Source organism: Paenibacillus sp. SORGH_AS_0306, from assembly GCF_030819345.1.
GTDB lineage: Bacteria > Bacillota > Bacilli > Paenibacillales > Paenibacillaceae > Saccharibacillus > Saccharibacillus kyungheensis.
Genome location: NZ_JAUTBP010000001.1, coordinates 37,178 through 59,423 on the forward strand (window position 1 = coordinate 37,178; position 22,246 = coordinate 59,423).

The following is a 22,246-nucleotide window of genomic DNA, read 5'->3' on the forward strand; positions in this document are numbered from 1 at the left end:
CTAAGTAAGCGTATGAAATATAAAATGACGTAAAAAAATATTTTACAGAAAATTTACGGTTATTTTCCAGAATTATGTTGACTGATTTCCCATATATTGATTAGATAGTAAGGACTATTCTTTTTAAGGAAAGAATGATCTAAAGGTGAAAAAGATTGTCATTACAGAGGAGGCGAACATCAAATATAGTGAACGTCTAACATTTGCTAACTAAGTTGTATGAGTCAATGATATTCAAAAGGGAGAGGAATTTAATAAAATGAGAAAGATTAGCACGATGATAGTACTCAGTATGATTAGCATGTTACTCACAGCTCCACTCATGTATGCAGCAGAGTATCAATACGATGATCTAGGTCGGGTCACATCAGTCACCAAAGATGGCAAGCAAACGATATATACGTATGATCAGGGTGGAAACTTGTTAAGTGTCACCTCCAATACTAATAGTAAATCGTTACGGCAAGCTTCTAACGTTATTGCAGGGTGGACAGCTTATACCACGAAAGGAATTAAAGCAAGTTATCGTACAGCAACAGAAGATGTATATGCACCTATAGCAAATATGACACCTCAATCAGTTGTACATAATGTGTATAGCGACACTACCGTAGCAAGCGATGTATACCATTCCTCTTCTTCTATGATGAACACACAATGGATCGATGTATCGTCCAAACGCACAGGCGGAGCTAATATTTACCGCGATATTCCTGTCAAAGCAGGGCAAACCTATTCTTATAATGGCTGGGTGCAGAGTAACAATGTAAAAGATGCTGTCGTGCAAGTCATTATTAATTATTATGATAAAAACAATAAATTAGTACATTACAATAACATTTTGAATCTCAAGCAAAATTCGGACTGGCATACATATGGTGCTAACTTAAAAGCTCCAGCGAAAGCAGTCAAAGCCAGAGTTCATTTACAGATTGTTCTTCTCAAATCAAAGGGTACAGCACAAGCAGGATTTGCTGATCGTACATTTGAACAGACAACACAGGAGGATAACCGTTAATGAAAAATAAATATGTACGGTTGGCCTTTCTTGTTGTTGTCTTATTGGCTATCTTTGTAGGTTTTAAAATGCATTCTGCTTCTGCGGCAACAGGTGTATATTCACTTGGCTCAGGGCAAAGTGTAGACATTACGCATGGTTATTCTACTTCCGCAACAGTATATGTTACAGGTAATAATTACGATTATGTAAAATATTTATCCAATGGAGATGTATCTCTGTATGATACTAAAACAGCATATGCTCCTATTACTTTGGCAATTAATCAGAAACTACGTTTAACTAATAATTCACCCTCACCATTAACTATAGATATGAAGAGTAAAACATTCACAGTATTAACGACTGCTGGACAAGCTTTAAGTCGATTTAATTTATTACCAGGTAACAGTGTTTTCGTACAAAATTTGAATCCAGATTATTCACAGCCGATTGATATTGGTGGAATTAATGCCAATATTCATTATGGAGCAGACGGAGAATTATCATCTCCTACATTTACACGTAAAAAAGCTAAAGGTTCAGAAACTGTAGCGAAAAATGGATCAATGATTGTAACAAATCGTGACACAGTAGCATATGATGTTGTTGCTCCTGCATTTCCTATTAATTTTTTGGGTTCTACTGAACCAGCAGATTTTCGTTATAACGTTCCTATTGGTGGATCGTTTCAAGCAACAAACCAACTAAGTAAGCCTTTTTATGTCTATATTGACAATGGAGGGACTTACGAATTCACACTATATAATGAGGATGGTTCTGTAAGTTCAACAGGTACAACCAAAACAGTGACCAAGTATGTTGGTGCTGGTGAGACATTGATTGTGACCAATGTCGATGGGCCATCCATGTTAGTTAGTGGTGCATACGGGGCATTCTATACCACGACTCAAGTTGAACCGCCGATGATAACCAAAACATTAGCACCCGGCAAAAGTATTAAAGTGCTCAACAACTCTGGCGATACCATGAAACTGTTAACTGATAACGGAGATAAAGGTTTCCAGATTGCCGAGTACAAGTCCAATGGGGCTGTAGATAGTTATGATATTTTAAATACAAGTGCTAGCTACATTATGGGAATTGGTAACTATGTTGTTATTACCAACCCTGCTTACAATGGACAAGCGATTAAAATTAAAATTCCTAAAGTGAATTCAGTGATATCCGATTCAACTAATCCTGCTTTACTGGAACAGAATATCTCTCCAGGTAATTCGGTAGAAGTGAAGAACGTATCTCCTACCAAAACAGGTTTGTTTGTGACAGGTGAATTTGACTATGCTCTATATGATAGTGCGGGTATTAATGATTATGCACCTAACGTAGGATCTTCACATGTATACCCTGATCCAGGTGAAAGAGTAGCAGTAACCAACACAAGCAAAGGCAATGTTACGATGAGTATCAACGGGCCTTATGAAGCATTTGTAGCGACTGCTCGTACACAGCCAGTGACATTTAATCGTGTACTGAATGTAGGCGAAACGTTAAAAACGATCAATACGTCTAACTATTCATTTTATATTACGGCAAGTGGACAACATCATTATGCTGTCTACAAAAAAGAGAACAATAAAGTGGATGATTTTGATAATCCAATCGTAAATGCAAGACATCTAATTAGTAAAGATGAGAAAATAATCACCACCAATAGTGGTAATCAAGCGATGACGGTATCCGGTCCTTACGACGCATTTGATATCAGTAGTCGCGCCGAACCTGCTCTATACAAAGGATATCTTAATGCAGGGCAAAGTGTGAAATTAACAAACACCAGTCCGGCGATGTTCAGTATGTATACAGATGGTATGTATGATCAAGCGAGTTATCGTGCAGATGACACATTACGCTCACTAGACCATGACCGTGTCGCCAAGTCACTCCCTTTTTATAATGGAGAACGAGTGACACTAACGAATTCTGGAAGTAGTCAGCTTGTAGTGTTGAGTCCGTATGATGTAACAACAGCTCAATCGAGTAGCGATCCTGCACTACTTGTGAAGCAATTAGCGATCAATCAGAGTGCCGAGTTTATCAACAAAGATAAATCAAACGAAATGGTTTATTTTACAGGTAAACATGACTTGATGGATTATGATACCGCAGATCAGCCTAACAGCTATTATCGTGGTACAGCGACAACATATCGTTCTGTAGATCCTAATCAGCGCTTAGCTGTTATGAACACAGATGTCAAAACAATAGATGCGTACGCCGCATTTGAATTATTTACAGGGAAAGATCGTATCAATCCAGTAACCTTTAAGAAAACATTATCTACAAAACAAAGTCTGGATTTTACGAATAAAACAAGCAAAACATTCTTTGTTTATCCAACAGGAACATACGATTTTGCAGAGTATCAAGCAGGGCAATCTATAGATATGGGCAAAAATGAGACAAGTTCTACTAAAAGTATCCCTACATCTAATAGAATGTCGATTACAAATACGATCTCTACCGATCTCACAGTAGAAGGCCCTTATGATGCTTTTACTATTCAAGCACGTACAAATCCTGCTCTAGTAGAATATAGTCTAGCTCCACGTCAAAGTGTAGAAGCAGAATACACAGGAGTAAAATCAGGACAAATACGTCTAACCGTTGATTATGATTCAGCCTTATTTACCAATAACGTATTAAATGTATATAGCCGCAACCATAGCAGTTCTACTGCACAAATAGTAGAGAACGGTGAACGTCTAGCTGTGCAAAATATGGCTGAGATCAATGGATTGATGTATGGAGCATATGACACATTCAAAGTCACTTCACGTACCAATCCAGTTACATTCCAGAAGGTATTGAATACCGATGAGAGTGTAGATATTACGAATACACAACCTGCGAAGTCATTTAATGTGTATCTCAACGCTGTAGATAATATCTACGATTATGTCAAACGAGATGCAAACGGTGGAATTGATGCAGTAGCACGAGCAGCAACAAGCGGAGTTGAACTTCTAGAGCATGGAGAGCGTATTGCGATTACAACACCAACAGCACATTCAGTAATGATTGAAGGTTCTTATGATGCACTTAAGATCGCGAATCGTACGAATCCTGCTTTGGTGAAAAAAGCACTAGCACCTGGTCAAAGTCTAGAAGCGACCAATATAGACAGTATTCCTTCTCAATTAACGATTGAGCAAATCTATGATATGGCGACTTATGACAGTACAGGAGCTTTAAAACAATATAGCTTTGGATTAAGTGGAACACCTAGACAAACGTTAGATCCTAACGCCAAAATAGCGATTCAAAATAGTGATGACATGTACAATGTGGTCTATGGTCCTTTCGAATCGTTTAAGTTCGTCGACCGAAGCAATCCAGTCACATTTATCAAAACGTTATCTACGAATGATTCTATGGCGTTTGAACAAAATGCACTAAATCAAATGTTTTTATATTTCAATGGGAATCCTTATGATTACGCACAGTACAAAGCGAATAAAGAAGTGCGTGAGTATGGTTGGGGAGTACTTTCTTCACAAGCGATGACCAAAGGAGATCGTATTGTTGTTGCAGCATCAGGTACAGCTAACGTAACGGTTCAAGGTTCGTACGATGCATACAAAATCGCAACAGTGAGCGGTAAACCGGTAACGATCAAAACGCTTGAAATCGGTGAAAGCTATTCAATCCGTAATATTTCACCAGGAAGCTTTTTCGTCAAATTAGCAGGTAATCATAGTTATCAACTGTACAATGCGAATGGCACATTAACCACTTCGAGTACAGGAACAACAGCTAGTTATCATGCTGTTCCTGCTTCATCACGTCTGGTAGTGACGAATGTCGATGTAGCACCTATTACAGTCTATGCACCAACTGAAGCGATCAAAGTCACACAAGGTGATGATCTGTTAGTCAAAACATTGACTATGGATCAGACGATGAAAGCCACTAATACATCAAGTAGTTTAGCTACATTATCTGTAGATGGTAAATACGATGTGGCTGTATACGATGCTTCAGGCCAACCTGTAAATGTTGATCGCAAGTCAACGGGTAATTCGGTATCTGTTCCAGCAGGTGGTTATGCGATTCTTACAGGGCAACAAGCTGCCAATACATTGGTGAATGGAAATAAAGACAATTTTAATTTTGAAGATCAAGTGAACCCTGCATTATCGCTTTATACATTAGCACCGAATGCGCTGGTCAAAGCAACCAATGTACATGATCATGCACGTACGCTTAATGTAGGTAGTAAGTTCAGTTACTGGACAGAACAAGGAGAAGAACAGACAGGTTCAGGTACTGTTACTATCGGAGCGGGTAATACGACCGTTATTCGTAATACAGGAACAACGACGTATGAATTGTACAGCCCATACGGATCGTTCCAAATGGAAGCTACAACAACGATTCCAGTTCCTGTTCCACCTGTAGTAAATCCTTCTGTCGGTACGATCGATCCAGCCGATTATGATCAACAGACGTATTATGCTGATCCAGTTGATACTTCTACAGGAGCACAAATCATTAACAAAACGATGATGGTTGCTCATGGAACTGTAGATATTCCTTTCCAAGCTCAGTACTATGCGCTTTTACAAGGCAATGGTGGTCTGGGTAAAGGATGGAGTCATAACTTTGAAATACGTTTGAGTAAAAACAATACAACCGGTCAGATGACCGTGTATTGGAATGCTTTCCGCACCAATAACTTTACGCTCAATAGCGACAAAGCAACCTATACACCTGTAGAACGTGCAATCCGTAATGACCAATTGCAAAAAAATGCAAATGGCACATACACCTTGACGCGTTACGATGGAACGCATTATATTTTCGCTGCTAACGGAACGCTGCAATCAATGGGTGAACGTGGCGGAATTACGATGACGATGCAGTACGATAATGCAGGTAAGTTACTATCTGTGACTGAACCGACCAGTGGAGCGAAGTTAGTCTTAACGTACAATGCTATCGGTAAAGTAGCGACTGTTGCAGATCAAGCGGGTCGTACATCTACGTTTACTTATGACGATACCGGTCGATTGATTACACTAACAGACCCGGGTAGTCACAAGACGACGTATACGTACAATAAGAACAATCAAATTTTGACAGGTTCACTAGATGGCAAGCTTGTATTCTCAAATGCTTATGATGGCAAAGGCAGAATACTACGTCAAAATGATGGGATCACAGCTCATCAACCAACAACATTTGCTTATAGTAATGCAGACGGAATGCTCACCACGACGATTACAGATCGCAACGGTGATATTCAAAAACGTGTGCATAATATCAATTATCAATTGGTTGAAGTACAAGATGCGAATAACGGCAAAACAAGTTATACCTATGATGCTCAAGGTAATCGTACAAGTATTACGAATGCGCTAGGTCAGACAGCGAAGTTCGAATACGATAGCAAAGGAAATTTGACCAAAAATACCGATCCATCTGGTCTATCGATGACATTGACTTATGATGCGAAAGGGAACTTGCTCAAAGCAACAGGACCTGACGGCAACAGTATTACAAGCACGTATGATGCCAATAGTCGTCTAATCAGTACAACCGATACAGAAGGTTATAAAGTATCGTATGAGTACAATGACAAAGGCATGCTAACTGCCGCAACCGATCCACGTGGTGGCAAAACGATCTATAGCTACAATGGATACAAGTTAGATACAGTCACTGCTTCTACAGGCGAGATGATGAAAGTAGGTTATGATGCCGCAGGTCGCATGACGACTCAAAGCGATGCAGAAGGCAACCTTTCACAAGCTGTATATAATGATAATGATCAATTAATCACTATGATTGATCCGCTCAAAAATAAAGTAAGTTACACCTATGATCGTCAAGACAATCTAGCAAGTGTCACTGATGCACGTGGCAACACTACAAGCTACAGTTATGATGCCAATGGACAGTTAACATCGGTTCGTAATGCACTGGGTGGTACACTCTCGATCACTTATGATAGCGAAGGCAATATGACCGCTGTCACTGATCCACTTGGTCGTAAGAGTTCATTTACGTATGATGCAGCCGGTCGCCTAATGACGGAGACCAATGCCGCAGGCGCTACTGTAAAATATGCATACGACAAGCTAGGTCGTCCGATTGAAGCCTATGATGCACTCAATCACAAAATGTACACTGTAGAGTACGATACTGCAGGCAATCCGGTCAAAATGACAGATGCACTAGGATATACGTACACAAGCACGTACAACGATCTGAATCAGTTAACACAATCAGTCGATCCATTAAAACGCACAACCACTTATGGATATGATCGTAAAAACCAATTAACATCAGTCAAAGATGCGATTCAAGGCAGTACATTGCAGACGATTGATGCGTTTAGCCAGATTACTCAAATGGTCGATGCCAACGGTAATCGCGCCAAATATCAGTACGATCTGCTTGGACGTCTGACTTCAGAGCAAGATGAAGCAGGGGGTAACCATAGCTACACGTACAACAACGTAGGATTACTGGGTAGCGATACCGATAAAAACGGTCGCAATAGTAAATATAGCTACGATGCCGCAGGGAACTTGAGCCAATTTACCGATGAAGCAGGTAGTGTGTCGTATGACTACGATGCCAATGGAAATATTACTTCGGTTAAAGGTAGCAATGGCGAAGTATTGGTACGTAATTATGACCAATTGAACCGTGTTGAATCGTTCACTAATGGAGATGGACAGACCATTTCTTATAGTTACGATGCCGCAGGACAATTAACAGGACTCACGTATCCAGATGGCAAAAAAGTAGCGTATACGTACCATGCCAACGGTCGATTGTCGACAGTAACAGACTGGGCAGGACGTCAAACATCTTATACGTATGATGCGAATAGTCGCTTGTTATCGACAACCCGTCCAGATGGAACGAAAGAAGTTCGTACGTACGATGCCGCAGGACAAGTATTAACGTTGAAAGACCTGCAAGCGGATGGAACGGTATTGTACGAATACAATTACATGTATGATCAGGTAGGACAAGTGACGAATGAAGACGGTGGCGAAATCACCACTGATCTGACTGGCGTTACTTCGGATGTCTATGGCCCTGGACTATCTCCATCGCTTGAAGATGTGATGATCCAAAGCGAAGGATTACCAGAAACCACAGACAACGTATCATCCGATGTACAAACAGATGTATACACGCAACCAGCAAGTGTAACCGCAGATGTCTACGGTACAGGCGATATGACGATGACCTATAGTGCAGACAATCGTCTGGCTACGGTCAATGGCGAAGCTGTGAAGTACGATGCCGAAGGGAATATGCTAGTCGGCCCACTGGCAGGACAAATGCAAAACTATACCTTCGATGCACGTAACCGTCTGGTAGAAGCTGGCGGTGTACAATATGGCTACGATAACGAAAATCATCGCACGTCGATGACCGTTAACGGAACAACAACGAAATATGTGATCAATCCAGAAGCAGTTCTGTCTCAAGTACTGATGGAAACCGATGCATCAGGCAAACCGACAGCATGGTATGTGTACGGTAACGGCTTAATTGGACGGCAAGACGCAAACGGAGCGTACCAAAGCTATCACTACGACCGTCGTGGAAGTACAATAGCGTTGACCGATGCCAACGGACAACTGACCGATACGTACAGCTACGGCACCTACGGTGAATCTTTAGGGCACGAAGGCACGACCGAGCAACCGTTCCAATACAACGGACGCGATGGAGTCATGACCGATCCAAACGGGTTGTACCAGATGCGAGCAAGGTACTACAACCCAGAGATCAAACGCTTTGTGAATCGAGATGTTCTAAGTGGCAGTATTGATGATGGACTGACCATGAACCGGTATGCGTATGTGAATGGAAATCCGATTTCGTATATTGATCCGTTTGGACTGAGTGCGGATGGAGATTCTTGGGTAACGACAGGATTGAGCTACGGAGCCGATGCCGTTCCTATTTTGGGAACTGTGAAAGGTTTCCAAGAAACGATTACGGGCGTCAATTACATTACAGGCGAACAATTGTCTGTAGCTGACCGAGTCGCCAATGGAATTGGTTCATTAACGGGATTGATTCCATTCCCAGGGACGAAGTATGTTGGAAAATATGGAACCGAAGCGGCAATCGATGCGGGTAGTTGGATTGTTAAGCAGTTTGGGAAACGTACAAAAAATATCCAAACAGGAGGACGTAAAAATCTCTCATCAATAGATGAATATTTTCGTATTGAAGCTGAAGCAGACAAAATGTATGATAACATTAGATCTTCCAATACTGATGTTCGAAAAATAGCTATAAATAGTGAAATGAAAGAAAGTAGAATTCAAAGAATTAAAGACCATGTATTTTTTAAAGAGCATATAAAGTCTAGTGGGTATGGAAGATTTCATTCAGATTATGAAATTGCTCAGGCTTGGATTAGATTACAACAAGGAAATTATACTAAAAAAGATATTGATTTATTGAATCATGAATTATTTGAGTCAAGATTTGAAGGTATATTTAAGACTGATTATGAAACTGCTCATGATGCTGCTGTTAAATCAGGTCGTCCATGGGAAATAGATTAGAGGTGATTACTAGATGGGAGCTTTTGTTTTACTTTTTAAAGAGTATGAAGATGAGCAGATTGTAATTTACAGATTTGGTCCTAATGAAAATATTATGGGGAAAATTCAATTAAATAAAGAAACCAGAATGTTCTCTGAATTGGAACCGATTGATAATGTGAATCATTCAAATCAATTTTACTTCGATAGAGCAGCTCAAAGACTAGCAAGGTGTGTGATTAAGGAAAATGGGATTTTTCTAGATAAAATGACATTTGAATCTTAAAAAAGAAGCTTTGATAGGCTTAAGCCCGTCAAAGCTTCTTTTTTATTTCCTTAAGTTAAACGAGCTATTACTATATACGGAATTAGATAAAGAAAAGCATGCCAATATATCAAAAACAAATCATCTATACTTACGACTGTAATGTTTTTAGTAATCTCTAAGTGTATAAAAGTACTATCGAGTTTTGAGATCAAAAGCTTTGTGAACCGAGATGTGTCGAGTGGAAGTATTGACAATGAATCGGTATGTGTATGGGAATCCGATTTCGTATATTGATTCGTTTGGATTGAGTGCGGATAGTGACGAGATATTTAAAACGATTGGTAGTTTCTTAGCGGATGCTGTGCCAGGATTAGGTACACTCAAAGGGCTACAAGAAATATTTACCGGAGTCAACTATGTCACAGGAGATCAATTATCGGTTGCAGATCGAGTAGCCAATGGAGGCGGAGTTCTCTTAAGTTGGGTACCTGGAGGCAAAATTGCAGGGAAAGCCTTAACTAAAGGAGCGATTGATGGCGGTAGTTGGGTTATAGCAAGAGTAGCCAAGAATAAAAATAGTTTTAAATACTTGGCTAATTTTGAAGATCATATAATCAACGCTCAAGGTATTGTTAGAAAAGGGAATAAGGGAGTTGTTGGAGGACACAATTTACAAAGCTTTGAAAAAATTATAACAGACCAAGGTTGGAACCTAGACGATATCATTATTTCCAAAACATCGCATTCTACAGTTTCTGGAGTGTTTCAGGTTCAGTACAGACTTCCTGCTCTTGATAAAGAATTAAAAGTAATACCTAATCAGTTTAAAAATATTTTCCATCCCAAAACAGTATATGATCCAAATGTAATCTCCAATAACCAAATGATAGCATGGGGTAAGGAAGCAACGGAGAATGGAGAGATAATAGGTAGAGAAATTAGAGGAACAGCTTCAAATGGTTTAAAATTCACAGGATACCTGATGAGAACGGTATAATAACGAATTTCTTCCCGACTTTATCAAAATAATTTTTAGGAGGATGCTGTGATGAGCGACAATTTAACAGAAAAAGAATTATTGAATATGTATTATAGACATCTTGAAGGGGGATACTTTTTAAAAGCACTTAAAAATTTTTGTGAAGAAAAAGGATTTGGTGGAAGTGAACATGTGTGGTGTGTTTTTGCGAATGAACTAAATGAATGGGATGAAGGCTATTTTGGTGAAATAGGAGTTTGTTATTTTTTTGATTACCCAGCAGTGGAAGAAGATCAAACGCTAGTATTAGATTACACTACTTTCTATCATCATTTAAAAGAAGCAAGTATAGATTATTTAATAAACAATCCAAATGCAAAGGTTGAAGTTGAAGCTCAATTAAAGGAGATTAAAAAAAAACTTAATATTTCTTAATAAAATATTCCAAACCAAATAATAAAAATTCTATTAATACATTTGCGTATACTATCTAATTACACTAAACAGGTCTATTTTAGTAAACTATTACTAGAATAGACCTGTTTTTTGCTAGTTTTGTTTATTATTTTATGTGATATTCAAAGCTGTTTATTAGTCTTTTAAATATAAAAATTGGAGTGGCTAGTATGAGAGTTAAACCAGAACTACCAATATTAACATTGCAACCCATACGGATACCGTCTTCTTGGAAAGTAGACTACAATAGTTTTGTAGAATTAGATCCAAAGACATTGAATGAAGAAGATGAGAAATGGATTAATTTCACAGAAGATTTACTTCAGATGAGTTATATTCGAGATCATATTATTTTAGATATTGGAGGGTATCCAGAAGCAGACCCTCAAGGAGAATATGAATTAGAATTAATTAAAAATTTAGATTGGTCTAATCCGATAGAAAGTTATTCTACAACGGATAAAGTTGCTTTGCTTGCAAAACTTGAATATTTATTATGGGCTGTTGGTCAAGGGTATTATAATTAAAGGTAGTTTAAAATAACTTGAAAATCGTTTAATTATTCGTTTTAATAGTTCAAACTCAAGCTATAAGAGATTAATGATTCAAATTTGTGAAATTAGATGAAGTGAGTGCAGATAGTGATAAGATGTTTAATGCAGTGAAAATATCCTTATCAAATGCTATTCCTGATTTGGTGAATATAAATTATTTATAGCAATTATTTAAATGAAATATTATGTTAGAGGTGAACAACTATCTGTAGGAGATCGAGTAGCCAATGGTGTCGGTACATTAATAAGCTTGATCCCAATTCCTGGGGCGAAGTATGTCGGAAAGTATGGAACCGAGAGAGTTATTGATGCTGGAGGTTGTGTTATTAAGCAGTTTGGGAAGACTAGTATTGATAGCAAAGTTATCCATGAAACCCTAGATTACCGAAAAGTTCAAATTCTCAAAAATAGTATAGGAGAAAATTTAGCATCTAGGAAAGAGATTCGACAATTCAAGAAAACATGGGGACAAGTTGGAGTCACTGTAAATGTAGATAAAAGAAGAAAAGTACTTACAGGGAAATATGAAGCAGGATTTGATTATAGTAATGCAGAAATATGGACCAAGAAAAATCCGAGTTTAATTAAATTGTATCATGAAGGATATCATGCAGAGCAATGGTTAGCCATAGGGAAAGATACGTATATGAATCTTAGTCGATTAGAGCGAGAAGAGTATGTATTTTCAAGAGTTATGAAAAATGAAGAATTGTTTGATGATAACTCAATCAATCATTCAAAAGAATATATTAATGATTTGGAAGGTGAGTAGAATTGAAAAGATATAATAGAACTAAAGAAGAATTAAAAAAAATACTTGAGGAAGTAGATCGGAATTTTCCTAGACATCATCGTAGAATAAACGAGATCACTATGGATACTGTATTAAAACCGGAAGAAGCAATAGAAATTGCTAAAAAATATCATAAAGAAAATAAAGAGGAAGGGATCGTAAATGAACAAATCGAAAGATTATATTTTGATGAAGGATATACGTTCAAAAGAGATCGAGAAAACAGAGAAAATGATGATATTCGACCAGCATGGAGAGTAACAGTAGATTTACCACCTAACCCTTTTTTGTTTGAAGATTATACGTTAATTGTATCGGATCGAGATCGTAAAGTAATGGGGATGTTAGGTCAAAATGGACAACCAGTAGAATTATAACGGTTTGTTTTAAAAAAATAAAAAGAAATCTTGAAAGAACTTATCTTTCAAGATTTCTTTTTATTTAATAATTTTCTAATCATACTATACGTATAAACTATTAAATCTTCAAATCTGTACGACATCTACATTGAATCTTTAGGATGCGATGAAGCTATAACCGATCTAAACAAGTGGTACACGACATGAAAAACGTACTACAATCCAGAGATCAAATGTTTCGTCAATTGAGATATTCTGAGTGGAAGTATTGATGATGGATTGACGATGAACCGCTATGCATATGTAAATGGGACTCCAATCTCATATATTGATTCATTTGGACTGAGTGCGGATGGACATTCTTGGTTCGCAACAGGATTAAGCTATGGAGCTGATGCGATTCGGTACGTAAGAACGGTGAAGGGGATTCAAGAAACGATTAGCGGAGTTAACTACATTACAGGTGAACAACGATCTGTAGGAGAACGCATCGCCAATGGAGTCACTACATTAAAAATTCATTTCTTATTTCTTGTGCGAAATCCGTTAGAACATAATATATTATTAGATGTAAGGAGAGCATAAATTGAATGATAATGATTTAAAAAAATCCACATTTCTACTTAGACTCCATGAAAGGCATTTTAAAAGTGAGATCAATTGTTTAGGAGAACAACTTGTTGAAATCATAAATTGTATTAGAGAGGAAACTTCTGATCTTATTTGGTTTGCATTCGATGTATTTGGGAGTAGTGACCGAGCATTTGCAGAATTATTTTCAAATGCCTATTCGGAATTTCTAAGTACAGACGAATTAATTGAAAAGGCAAGTGGGGTTATTCAGTTCTATTCAGGAGTATTTATAGGCATCAAGAAAGGCAGACATGTAGAATGGAACTTTGATAGGTTACCAGATACAGAAGAAAATGAAGGATTGCAGCATCCTGAAGCGGAAATCGAAATTCGACCATTTGATACTTCCTATTTTGAAATCTATGGTATGGATAGTACTATTGAAAGTAAAATAAAATTGCATTTTATGTTATCTGATCAATAATATGTTGTAAATGAGAACTAACGAAAAGCACATGTTAGACAAAGGAGAAGAAAAATTGAAGACGCAGCCGAAGTATGCAGAAAATATAATCGTTTTAGTTCAATATATGGATTCTTACCGATGGTTTGTGACAGATAAGGAGATATGGTTTTTAGATTTCAAAAAGTTAATTGCTGCTTATGTTGAGAAGGGATTTTATGTTCCAAATCCAAATGATTTTTCAGAAAGATTTAATATTCCCGTAGTTAACGAAGATACAGCAAAAGCATTTTTGGAGAACATTGCAGACGACGAAGTTGAAGTAGAAGAACTCAAACATATATTGAAGCAAGCTACATATCAAGACACCTACATAGATATTTCAGATATGTACCCTTCTTTATATGTAAATTTCGATCACAAACAATTAATATCTTACTATCCTGAACCTGCCTCTTACGAATTATATGTACCCGACGGATGGATTGGATATTATAAAAATTCTGTTGAAGATATCCCTGAGAAATATTGGTATTGGATAGTAGATGGGCAAAATTTATTTGTACAAACAGAATAAATAAAACTTATTTTTTTACAGAAAATTTAAAAGGCGCTATGCTAATATACATGAATATAAAGACCGATTTCTTAATTTTCAATATTCAGAATATACAGTAGTATTACCTAATTAAGATGTAGATAAATTTGTCTAAGTAGATGAGGTGCATTTATGAAAAAATAATGTATACAGAAAGGAGCTGTTTAATATGTCCTTCAAATATTCTCTTATAGATGATGATAGCAACCTGACGATCGGGTATTGTAACACTATCCAGTTCTCAAATGCATCCGTTCACTCAGTAGCTAATCAAAGTGACCAACTCGCACTTCACCTATTTACATTTACAGAAGAATTCAAACAATACATAATACAGCGCAAAGAATCTTTTTCTAGACTGGCTTATATCGGAATACTTAATAAACATCACAATGTAATCGGAAGATATCCGATTTTTATCCATGACGATATCAAGTATCATAAGCTAGGTTTTCCCACTATACCTGTCCAATTCAATCTGAATATTTCTTCAGACGACATTCCTTCTGTTAATCAGCTTCAGCTATGGGAACGGTGGAGAGAGTGTAAGCCTACTCAAAAGAATGAATGGGCTATATACAATGAAGACGGTAAGCGAGATTGGTTGAACATAGTGAGTCTTTATCATGATTCCCACAGGATACAGCAAGTTAACGATTCAGTTCCTCAACGTTTTGAACTCGATGGTACATGTATTGTAGATTATTGTTCATTTTTTTGTGCAATCGGAGAAGCAGTGAATGGAGCAGGTGGTTATTTTGGCAAAAACATTAATTCAATGATTGACTGTACGTATGGCGGATATGGAGCATTATCTCCATTTATACTTATATGGACGAATAGTCATATAGCAAAAAATAGTCTAGATCAACACGCATGGCAAAAAGAGATTGAAGCTGTACGCCAAGAAAAGAATCATATCGATGAAGAAGATTTTTTTGAAGAAATCGGAGATCGTCCTTTAATAGATGCAGTAGTAGAGAACTTGGAGCGGGTTGGTGTGACGATTATTTTGAAATAAAATAAGATTTCTCTAAGATCATCAGTATAGAGAGTTGTACTACATATAACTATAGTATCTCAATACAATAACAATAAAACGGAGGAATTATATATGCAATTAGAAACACAGCGACTGCTTATTCGTGAAATACAACATAGTGATTGGGAAGCGATTCATACTTATACGCAATTGCCAGAGGTGACCCAATATACTGCGTGGGGGCCTAATACTGAAGCAGATACTAAGGCGTATGTTGAAGAGGCTATCGCTCAGCAACAGCAATCTTCTCGTCAAGATTATGAATTTGCTATTTGCTTGAAAGATGAAGGGGTATTGATGGGTGGGATTGGTATCCATGTCCACAACACTAATGCTGAAATAGGTTACGTGCTGAATCCTGATTACCAGGGCAACGGTTATGTAACAGAAGCTGCGCGTGCTATATTGGCTTATGGATTTGAGACATTGGATGTACATCGAATCTATGCTACCTGTCGCCCGGCTAATATCGCTTCAGAGAAAGTGATGCAGAAGATTGGAATGACATGCGAAGGTATTATGCGTGAACACTGGTATTATAAAGGCGAATTTCATGATTCTTCTCTGTATTCTATACTTGCAAAAGAATATACAGCTCGCTCCAAATCATAAGTAATATTAGCTTATATAGGGATATGTCTCTGTTATTACATGCTAAACTAAAAAAAAGAAACCCTGAACGGTATCACTTATCAGGGTTTCTTTTTCATATCAATTACAAAATAAAAATGTATTCTAGTATTATGCTACATTTGCTATTATGCAAAGCACTTTTCAAATTTCATCAGCAATTTAGGATTACCTTTGAGCCGTAGTTTTCCTGTGAGTAAGGCTACGCCTACATTTTTTTCTTTCGCTACGATTTTAAGCCATGTTTTGCTGTCTACTGTAATCTGGATGTCGGGTGTACCCTGTAGACCGTCTTGTACCTGAAGCTTTTTATCTCGAATATCGAATGTGGTTTGTCTATTTTCATTGCCTGTGAATGTAAAGTGATACGTGCAGTTTAAGTCTGCTGACTGATTTGGCTGAAATACATGAGGCATAAGAGTCACCAGAAGACCGATCGAATTCGGTATTAATCCATTACCAACGCGTTTGATCGTTTTATGAGGAAAACGTTTTTTGACATGCGCTTCTGCATCTGAATTAGGTATCACATAAATAGTCTCTTCTTTTGCTTGCAACGGTTTTACGATATCTTTCATAAATCCTTTGCGATCTTCTAGAAATGGCCCGATTACATCATCGCCTGCCGGACAAACAGATAAGCAATAAGCCGCTTTATAATTAGCACCAAAACTCAAACTTTGCCACCATGAAGCCGCTTCAGTTGCCGGTACTTCGCTCCGAAATTCTTTCGTATTTTTGCTCTCTACTACCGTCTCTACAAAATCGCTAAAACCCCCCATAAATTCCCGATAATTATGTGTAGCACAAGATGAGAAATTGAATTGTCCATCCGCACCGATTGCACCTACCGGGCAGGCGGCTACGCAAAGTTTACATTCCAGACAAGGATTATAGTCGATTGGACGGTCTTCTTTGCTAACCGGAGCATCTAGTATAATAGCGCCTAGTAGAATAAAATTACCGAATTTGGGATGGATGACATTGCGATGAATCCCCATCTTACCTAAGCCTGCTGCAACCGCTACAGGTTTAAGTGAAACGACCCATGCTTTGCCGGGAAACTTATCCATTTCCATCGGGAACCCCATAGCTGCATTCAAAGCCCGTATGCCTCGTGCTTCTAATGTAGATACGATATTATGAGATATATCTGCTACCCTATCCCCTGTATGATGAAATTCAATATTAGCAAGTGAGCGAGCAGGGGTACGGATCGGTTCTCGGTTCATTTTAGCAACAAAGCTAATCATCGTTTTAGCATGTGGAAATACAGATAGAATATCTTCACGTTGATCATCCAATTCGGAACGTTCCATAGAAATCACTCCGACATCATCTGCTCCAGCGTCCAGACATAATTCACGTATCCAATCATAATCAAGAATTTCATTTTTGACAGGGGTAGATTGCGCAACCGATTCATAATAACGAAGAACAGTAGGATGTTTTTTCATATCAGCCATATATATCGATCCTTTCTAAAATAAGTGTATATACACCTAATTGATCAAAAAAAATTAATTTTGTCTATTTAGCTTCACAATATCAGATAATTGTCCAAGTAAACCTCTATAACGATCTTCGCCCATATACTCTTGTACACGAACTTGTGCCTGTTCCCATAATGGTAAGGCTGTGTTAAGAAGGTGCTGACCGTCAGGTGTCAAAGCAATAAAACGTTTTCTACGATCCTCTCCTGGTGTAATTGATACCCATCCATTTCGTTCAAGTGGTTTTAGATCGCGTGGTAGTGTAGTCCGATCCATCAAAAGTAATTCAGCAAGAGTCGTAATAGTGACCGATCCTGCTTGTTCAAGTGCCATCAGCAATGATAACTGGGTCGCTCGAAGCCCTACAGGTCTTAAATACTCATCATATAGGCTAGTAATAAAACGTGACGCTTTTCTAAAATTTAAGCAGGCGCACTCTGCTGTGTAATCGATTGTTTTGGGCAGATTAGAATTATCGTTTCTCATAAATATGAGTATATACACATATTTGTTGATGTCAATCTTTATGCTTGTTTTACAGCGTAGCAACCAGATGAGATATTCTTCAAAAATAGCCATTTGTGCTACAATGAGTCCTTACGCTATGATAATATTCAAACACAGATCAACCATATCCGTATGAGCATCTGTAACTACACTCGGATCATAGAGAAAGGGCAGTAACTATGGCGAAAATGACAATGGCAGATGTAGCTCGTGAAGCAGGAGTATCCAAAAGTACAGTCTCCCAATATCTTAACGGGCGTTATGAATATATGAGCAGTAATACAAAAGATAAAATAGCTGCGGCGATTCAGGCATTGGATTATCGTCCGAATGTACTGGCACGTAGTCTCAAACAAAAACGTACGTTTACGATTGGCGTAATCGTTGCAAATATGTTGCATCAATTTTCTTTGGAAATCTGTCGGGGGATTGAGAGTTATTGTCGGGAACAGGGCATTAGCGTAATTCTATGCAATACCGATGAAGATGAAGCAAGAGAACGTGAAGATCTGGAATTGTTGCGCTCCAAGCAAGTAGATGGAGTGATTGCTTTTCCGTCCGGTCAACTAACTCCTTTGTATCAGAAGCTAGTTCAAGAAGGCTTCCCATTAGTATTTGTAGATCGGAAGCTGGAAGGGGTACAGGTAAGTCGTGTCGTTGTAGATAATGAACAAGCTGCGTATAAAGCGACAGAACATCTGATCCATACGGGGCACCAACATATTGCAATGCTTACAGCACCGCTGTCTATTTCTACTCGTGTAGAGCGAGTACATGGATATACACGTGCGATGGAGGAGCTATTACCACAGATCACACCGATGATATTATCGGATGAAGTTAAGCAATTACGTCATACATTAAGCACCTGGGCACAGCAACAGCAATTACCAACAGCAATTATTGCAGGTAATGATCTGGTATTGCTTGAAGTTCTTGCTTTTCTCAAAGAATATCAATTGCAGATTCCGCAAGATATGGCATTGATCGTATTTGATAATATACCGTTTGCTGAATTGCTAACCCCTACATTGTCTACGATTGTTCAACCTTCGCATGACATGGGCAGACAAGCCGCAGAAATGTTACTTGCTTCGATTTCTGCACAGAGTACACAACAAGAACAACCAGCTATACAAGAAAAGCAATTTACTTGTACATTAATGATCCGCGAATCTTCGGCACAATCGATGAATATACAATAAAATGAATACTTGATCATCAGAATGAAGATAGAACTATACGTTTGTGATCAAAAAAAGACCGTCCAACATCTGATCAACTTGATGTTAGACGGTCTTTTTTGGTGCTATACAATCATATAATCGACCCAATCGACTCTCGTACATCCCATTCGATCAAAAAAGCGATGCGCACGTGTATTATGCGGTGCAGCTACCCAGCTCATATGAGCAAATCCATGATCTTGAGTATACGTCTGGCAGTGCTTAAACAATTGAACTTCCACTTCGGTATCACGCAAATGCTCTTGCAGATAAAGATCGTTCATAATCGTGACTTTATCAGCTTTGATCGAGCTGAATGAAAAGTATAATGTGGCAAACCCTACAGTCTGATCATTTTGCTCGACTACAAATTGTACCCCTAATTGCAGATCCAATAACGTTGTAATCAGATGATGTAGCTTTTCTACAGGCGGTTTGGGCTTTTGATAAAAGTCTCCAATATATTCGTTCATAATAGTTATCAACGCCTCGATATCTGCTGTAGTTGCTTGACGAATCACTGTCGGCACAGTTTCCAAAAACATCATCTCCTTTATATGTAAAAAATAAATATACATAATTATGAATTTAAATGCAAATAAATTTATATTTATTAGTTGATTATTAGTTATTTATTTCAGAATGGGTCCAAAGTACCTTTTACCATATAAATACAGATAACGTTTACAAAAAGACTTGTATTTATAAAATAGTTGCATTATACTGACCTCGTAAACCGATTTACTAAACCGATTTATTAAATTGAAATTCACTTATTATGTTGAACATTTTCATATCAATCGAGCAGATGAAATAGATAGTAATGCTCTACTTTGTAGTTGAAAGGAGATTATCAATGTCGATTACTATTATTCCTACTTCTGTTTTTGCAGATGTCGTTAGTGGAGAAGTTGCACAATCACAAGTAGCTACACGTATTGCTGATCTTGGAGCACAGGGCATAGAGATTCGTCGTGAACTTTTTGTAGAGTCAGACGATAGTTTGCCTTTAGAACAGTGTAGACAAGCGATTCAACAAGCTAATCTTTTGTATACTGTTTATTCTGTACCTGCTTCGTTATGGCAAAAGAATCATAGACTGAATCAAGAAATAGTATATCGTTCTTTCACAGAAGCGCAGCGATTAGGAGCAGAGGCAGTCAAGTTATCACTTGGTCATTATAATAATGTGCAATCTTCTATAGATGTATTGCTTACAAGTTTGGATCAATTTTTTGCTGAACAGTCATCGGTATCTCCAATTCATCTATGGATAGAAAACGATCAGACAACATACGGGGGAGATCCTGCACATATACTTTCGTTTTTTGAACAATTAGCTACTTTGCAAGCGCATTCGCAATGGTATTCGATCGGAATGACATTCGATATCGGTAACTGGTTGTATGCAGGACAAGATGCACTGGAAGCGGCGCAATGTTTATCACCTTATGTGACTTATATTCATGCGAAGCATTCGGTTCAGCAAGAGAATAGATATCTAACACTTCCTTTACCGATAGAGGAAAAAGCATTATGGCGACAAGTAATTGAAATTCTTCCGAATCAAGCATGGCGGGCGATCGAATTTACTTTATCTGATGATACAGAGATTAAATATTACAACCATGTACTAAACACAGCAGGAAGGGGCAACATTGCGATGGATCATCCAACAGATACTGCTAGAGTAAATGGAAATAAGCTTTTACCATTATCCAACTTACCTGTAGAAAGTGATAATATATCACTGGACATTGTGACATTTGGCGAAGCAATGACTATGTTTGTAGCTGAAGAAGTAGGCGATCTGCATGATGTGGCTTTATTTAGTAAACGGTTAGCAGGAGCAGAAGCCAATGCAGCGATTGGATTTGCACGTCTCGGTCTTCGATCGGGTTGGGCAAGTAAAGTCGGTGCCGATGCATTTGGAACTTTTGTCCAACATAAGCTAGCGAGTGAACATGTGAATCTAGATCATGTACAGATAGATCCAGAACGTCCTACAGGATTTCAGCTCAAGTCCAAAGTCATCAGCGGTGATCCACAAGTTCAATATTTCCGTCGTGGATCAGCAGCAAGTCAGATGAGTATAACTGATCTGGATGCTACTTATTTTAGCTCAGCACGTCATTTGCATATGACAGGTATTCCGTTAGCATTATCAGATCGTAATCGTGTATTTGCACAGCATGTAATTCAGCAGATGCGTGCTCACCATCGAAGTATTTCATTTGATCCTAATCTGCGTCCTGCATTGTGGAGCAGTCATACTGAAATGATCGAGACGATCAACCATTTTGCTATTCAAGCTGATATCGTGTTGCCAGGTATTGAAGAAGGACAGATATTAACAGGATCATCAATACCTGAAGAAATTGCTGAATTTTACTTGCAGCAAGGAGTCAAAGTCGTTGTCGTTAAATTAGGCCCGGCTGGTGCTTATTATCGCACGCAGGAACAATCAGGCACAGTATCTGGTTTTATCGTCGAGCAAGTGATTGATACGGTAGGTGCAGGAGATGGATTTGCTGTTGGAACTGTTAGTGGTTGGTTAGCTGGACTGACAATAAAAGAAGCGATCACTAGAGGATGTGCCATTGGAGCTTTAGCAGTCCAATCGATCGGCGATCATGAAGGATACCCTTCGGAAAATGAATTACAATATATGATTGAACACCATCCCAGATATCCAGCAACAGATATAGTCGTTGAGGACGTTACTCGTTATGACCCATCTTTGGAAGGAGTGAAATAAA

General features: G+C 38.1%; 18 protein-coding genes. 15 read left to right on the forward strand and 3 right to left on the reverse strand.

Annotated elements, in window-relative coordinates:
- The first annotated feature begins 259 nt into the window (after positions 1-259).
- The 13 genes from QE450_RS00170 (at position 260) to QE450_RS00230 (ending at position 16,243) form a co-directional block, all read left to right on the forward strand.
- Positions 260-1,018, forward strand: a complete 759-nt coding sequence (locus QE450_RS00170) for an RHS repeat domain-containing protein (protein WP_301263980.1) — start codon at positions 260-262, stop codon at positions 1,016-1,018.
- Complete coding sequence (locus QE450_RS00175) at positions 1,018-9,567, forward strand: RHS repeat-associated core domain-containing protein (RefSeq protein ID WP_307295671.1); 8,550 nt, start codon at positions 1,018-1,020, stop codon at positions 9,565-9,567. Before QE450_RS00170 ends, QE450_RS00175 begins: the two co-directional genes overlap by 1 nt.
- A gap of 13 nt (positions 9,568-9,580) precedes the next feature.
- A complete protein-coding gene (locus tag QE450_RS00180; protein ID WP_301264037.1) occupies positions 9,581-9,832 on the forward strand; it encodes a hypothetical protein in 252 nt (83 codons plus the stop codon).
- A 235-nt stretch (positions 9,833-10,067) separates the two neighbouring features.
- Positions 10,068-10,811: a pre-toxin TG domain-containing protein gene (locus tag QE450_RS00185; protein WP_307295674.1), complete on the forward strand. Its 744-nt coding sequence runs from the start codon at positions 10,068-10,070 to the stop codon at positions 10,809-10,811.
- A gap of 51 nt (positions 10,812-10,862) precedes the next feature.
- Positions 10,863-11,228 carry a ribonuclease toxin immunity protein CdiI gene (cdiI, locus tag QE450_RS00190; protein ID WP_307295676.1) on the forward strand — a complete coding sequence of 122 codons (366 nt, stop codon included), beginning with the start codon at positions 10,863-10,865 and terminating at the stop codon, positions 11,226-11,228.
- A 191-nt stretch (positions 11,229-11,419) separates the two neighbouring features.
- A complete protein-coding gene (locus QE450_RS00195) occupies positions 11,420-11,776 on the forward strand; it encodes a hypothetical protein (protein WP_307295678.1) in 357 nt (118 codons plus the stop codon).
- A 202-nt stretch (positions 11,777-11,978) separates the two neighbouring features.
- A complete protein-coding gene (locus QE450_RS00200; RefSeq protein ID WP_307295680.1) occupies positions 11,979-12,575 on the forward strand; it encodes a zincin-like metallopeptidase toxin domain-containing protein in 597 nt (198 codons plus the stop codon).
- Positions 12,576-12,577: 2 nt separating this feature from the next.
- Entirely contained in the window at positions 12,578-12,973 is a 396-nt protein-coding gene (locus QE450_RS00205; protein ID WP_307295682.1) for a hypothetical protein, read from the forward strand.
- Between the two features lie 267 nt (positions 12,974-13,240).
- On the forward strand, positions 13,241-13,540 hold the full coding sequence (locus QE450_RS00210) for a pre-toxin TG domain-containing protein (RefSeq protein WP_307295684.1): 300 nt from the start codon (positions 13,241-13,243) through the stop codon (positions 13,538-13,540).
- Between the two features lies 1 nt (position 13,541).
- Positions 13,542-14,012: a hypothetical protein gene (locus QE450_RS00215; protein WP_307295686.1), complete on the forward strand. Its 471-nt coding sequence runs from the start codon at positions 13,542-13,544 to the stop codon at positions 14,010-14,012.
- Positions 14,013-14,067: 55 nt separating this feature from the next.
- Entirely contained in the window at positions 14,068-14,568 is a 501-nt protein-coding gene (locus QE450_RS00220; protein ID WP_307295688.1) for a hypothetical protein, read from the forward strand.
- 190 nt (positions 14,569-14,758) lie between these two features.
- Entirely contained in the window at positions 14,759-15,610 is an 852-nt protein-coding gene (locus QE450_RS00225) for a barstar family protein (RefSeq protein ID WP_307295689.1), read from the forward strand.
- Positions 15,611-15,703: 93 nt separating this feature from the next.
- A complete protein-coding gene (locus QE450_RS00230) occupies positions 15,704-16,243 on the forward strand; it encodes a GNAT family N-acetyltransferase (protein WP_307295692.1) in 540 nt (179 codons plus the stop codon).
- Positions 16,244-16,389: 146 nt separating this feature from the next.
- Here the strand turns inward: QE450_RS00230 and QE450_RS00235 are convergent, their stop codons facing one another.
- Entirely contained in the window at positions 16,390-17,727 is a 1,338-nt protein-coding gene (locus tag QE450_RS00235) for an SCP2 sterol-binding domain-containing protein (RefSeq protein ID WP_307295694.1), read from the reverse strand.
- 54 nt (positions 17,728-17,781) lie between these two features.
- Positions 17,782-18,240, reverse strand: coding sequence for a MarR family winged helix-turn-helix transcriptional regulator (locus QE450_RS00240; RefSeq protein ID WP_274170973.1), 459 nt, complete (start codon positions 18,238-18,240; stop codon positions 17,782-17,784).
- Positions 18,241-18,440: 200 nt separating this feature from the next.
- Here QE450_RS00240 and QE450_RS00245 point away from each other — a divergent pair, with 200 nt between their 5' ends.
- Positions 18,441-19,466, forward strand: a complete 1,026-nt coding sequence (locus QE450_RS00245; protein ID WP_307295697.1) for a LacI family DNA-binding transcriptional regulator — start codon at positions 18,441-18,443, stop codon at positions 19,464-19,466.
- Between the two features lie 104 nt (positions 19,467-19,570).
- Here the strand turns inward: QE450_RS00245 and QE450_RS00250 are convergent, their stop codons facing one another.
- Positions 19,571-20,017, reverse strand: a complete 447-nt coding sequence (locus QE450_RS00250) for a GNAT family N-acetyltransferase (protein WP_307302536.1) — start codon at positions 20,015-20,017, stop codon at positions 19,571-19,573.
- A 326-nt stretch (positions 20,018-20,343) separates the two neighbouring features.
- Between QE450_RS00250 and QE450_RS00255 the strand changes: the two genes are divergently transcribed.
- Complete coding sequence (locus QE450_RS00255; RefSeq protein ID WP_307295700.1) at positions 20,344-22,245, forward strand: PfkB family carbohydrate kinase; 1,902 nt, start codon at positions 20,344-20,346, stop codon at positions 22,243-22,245.
- Position 22,246: the final 1 nt, after the last annotated feature.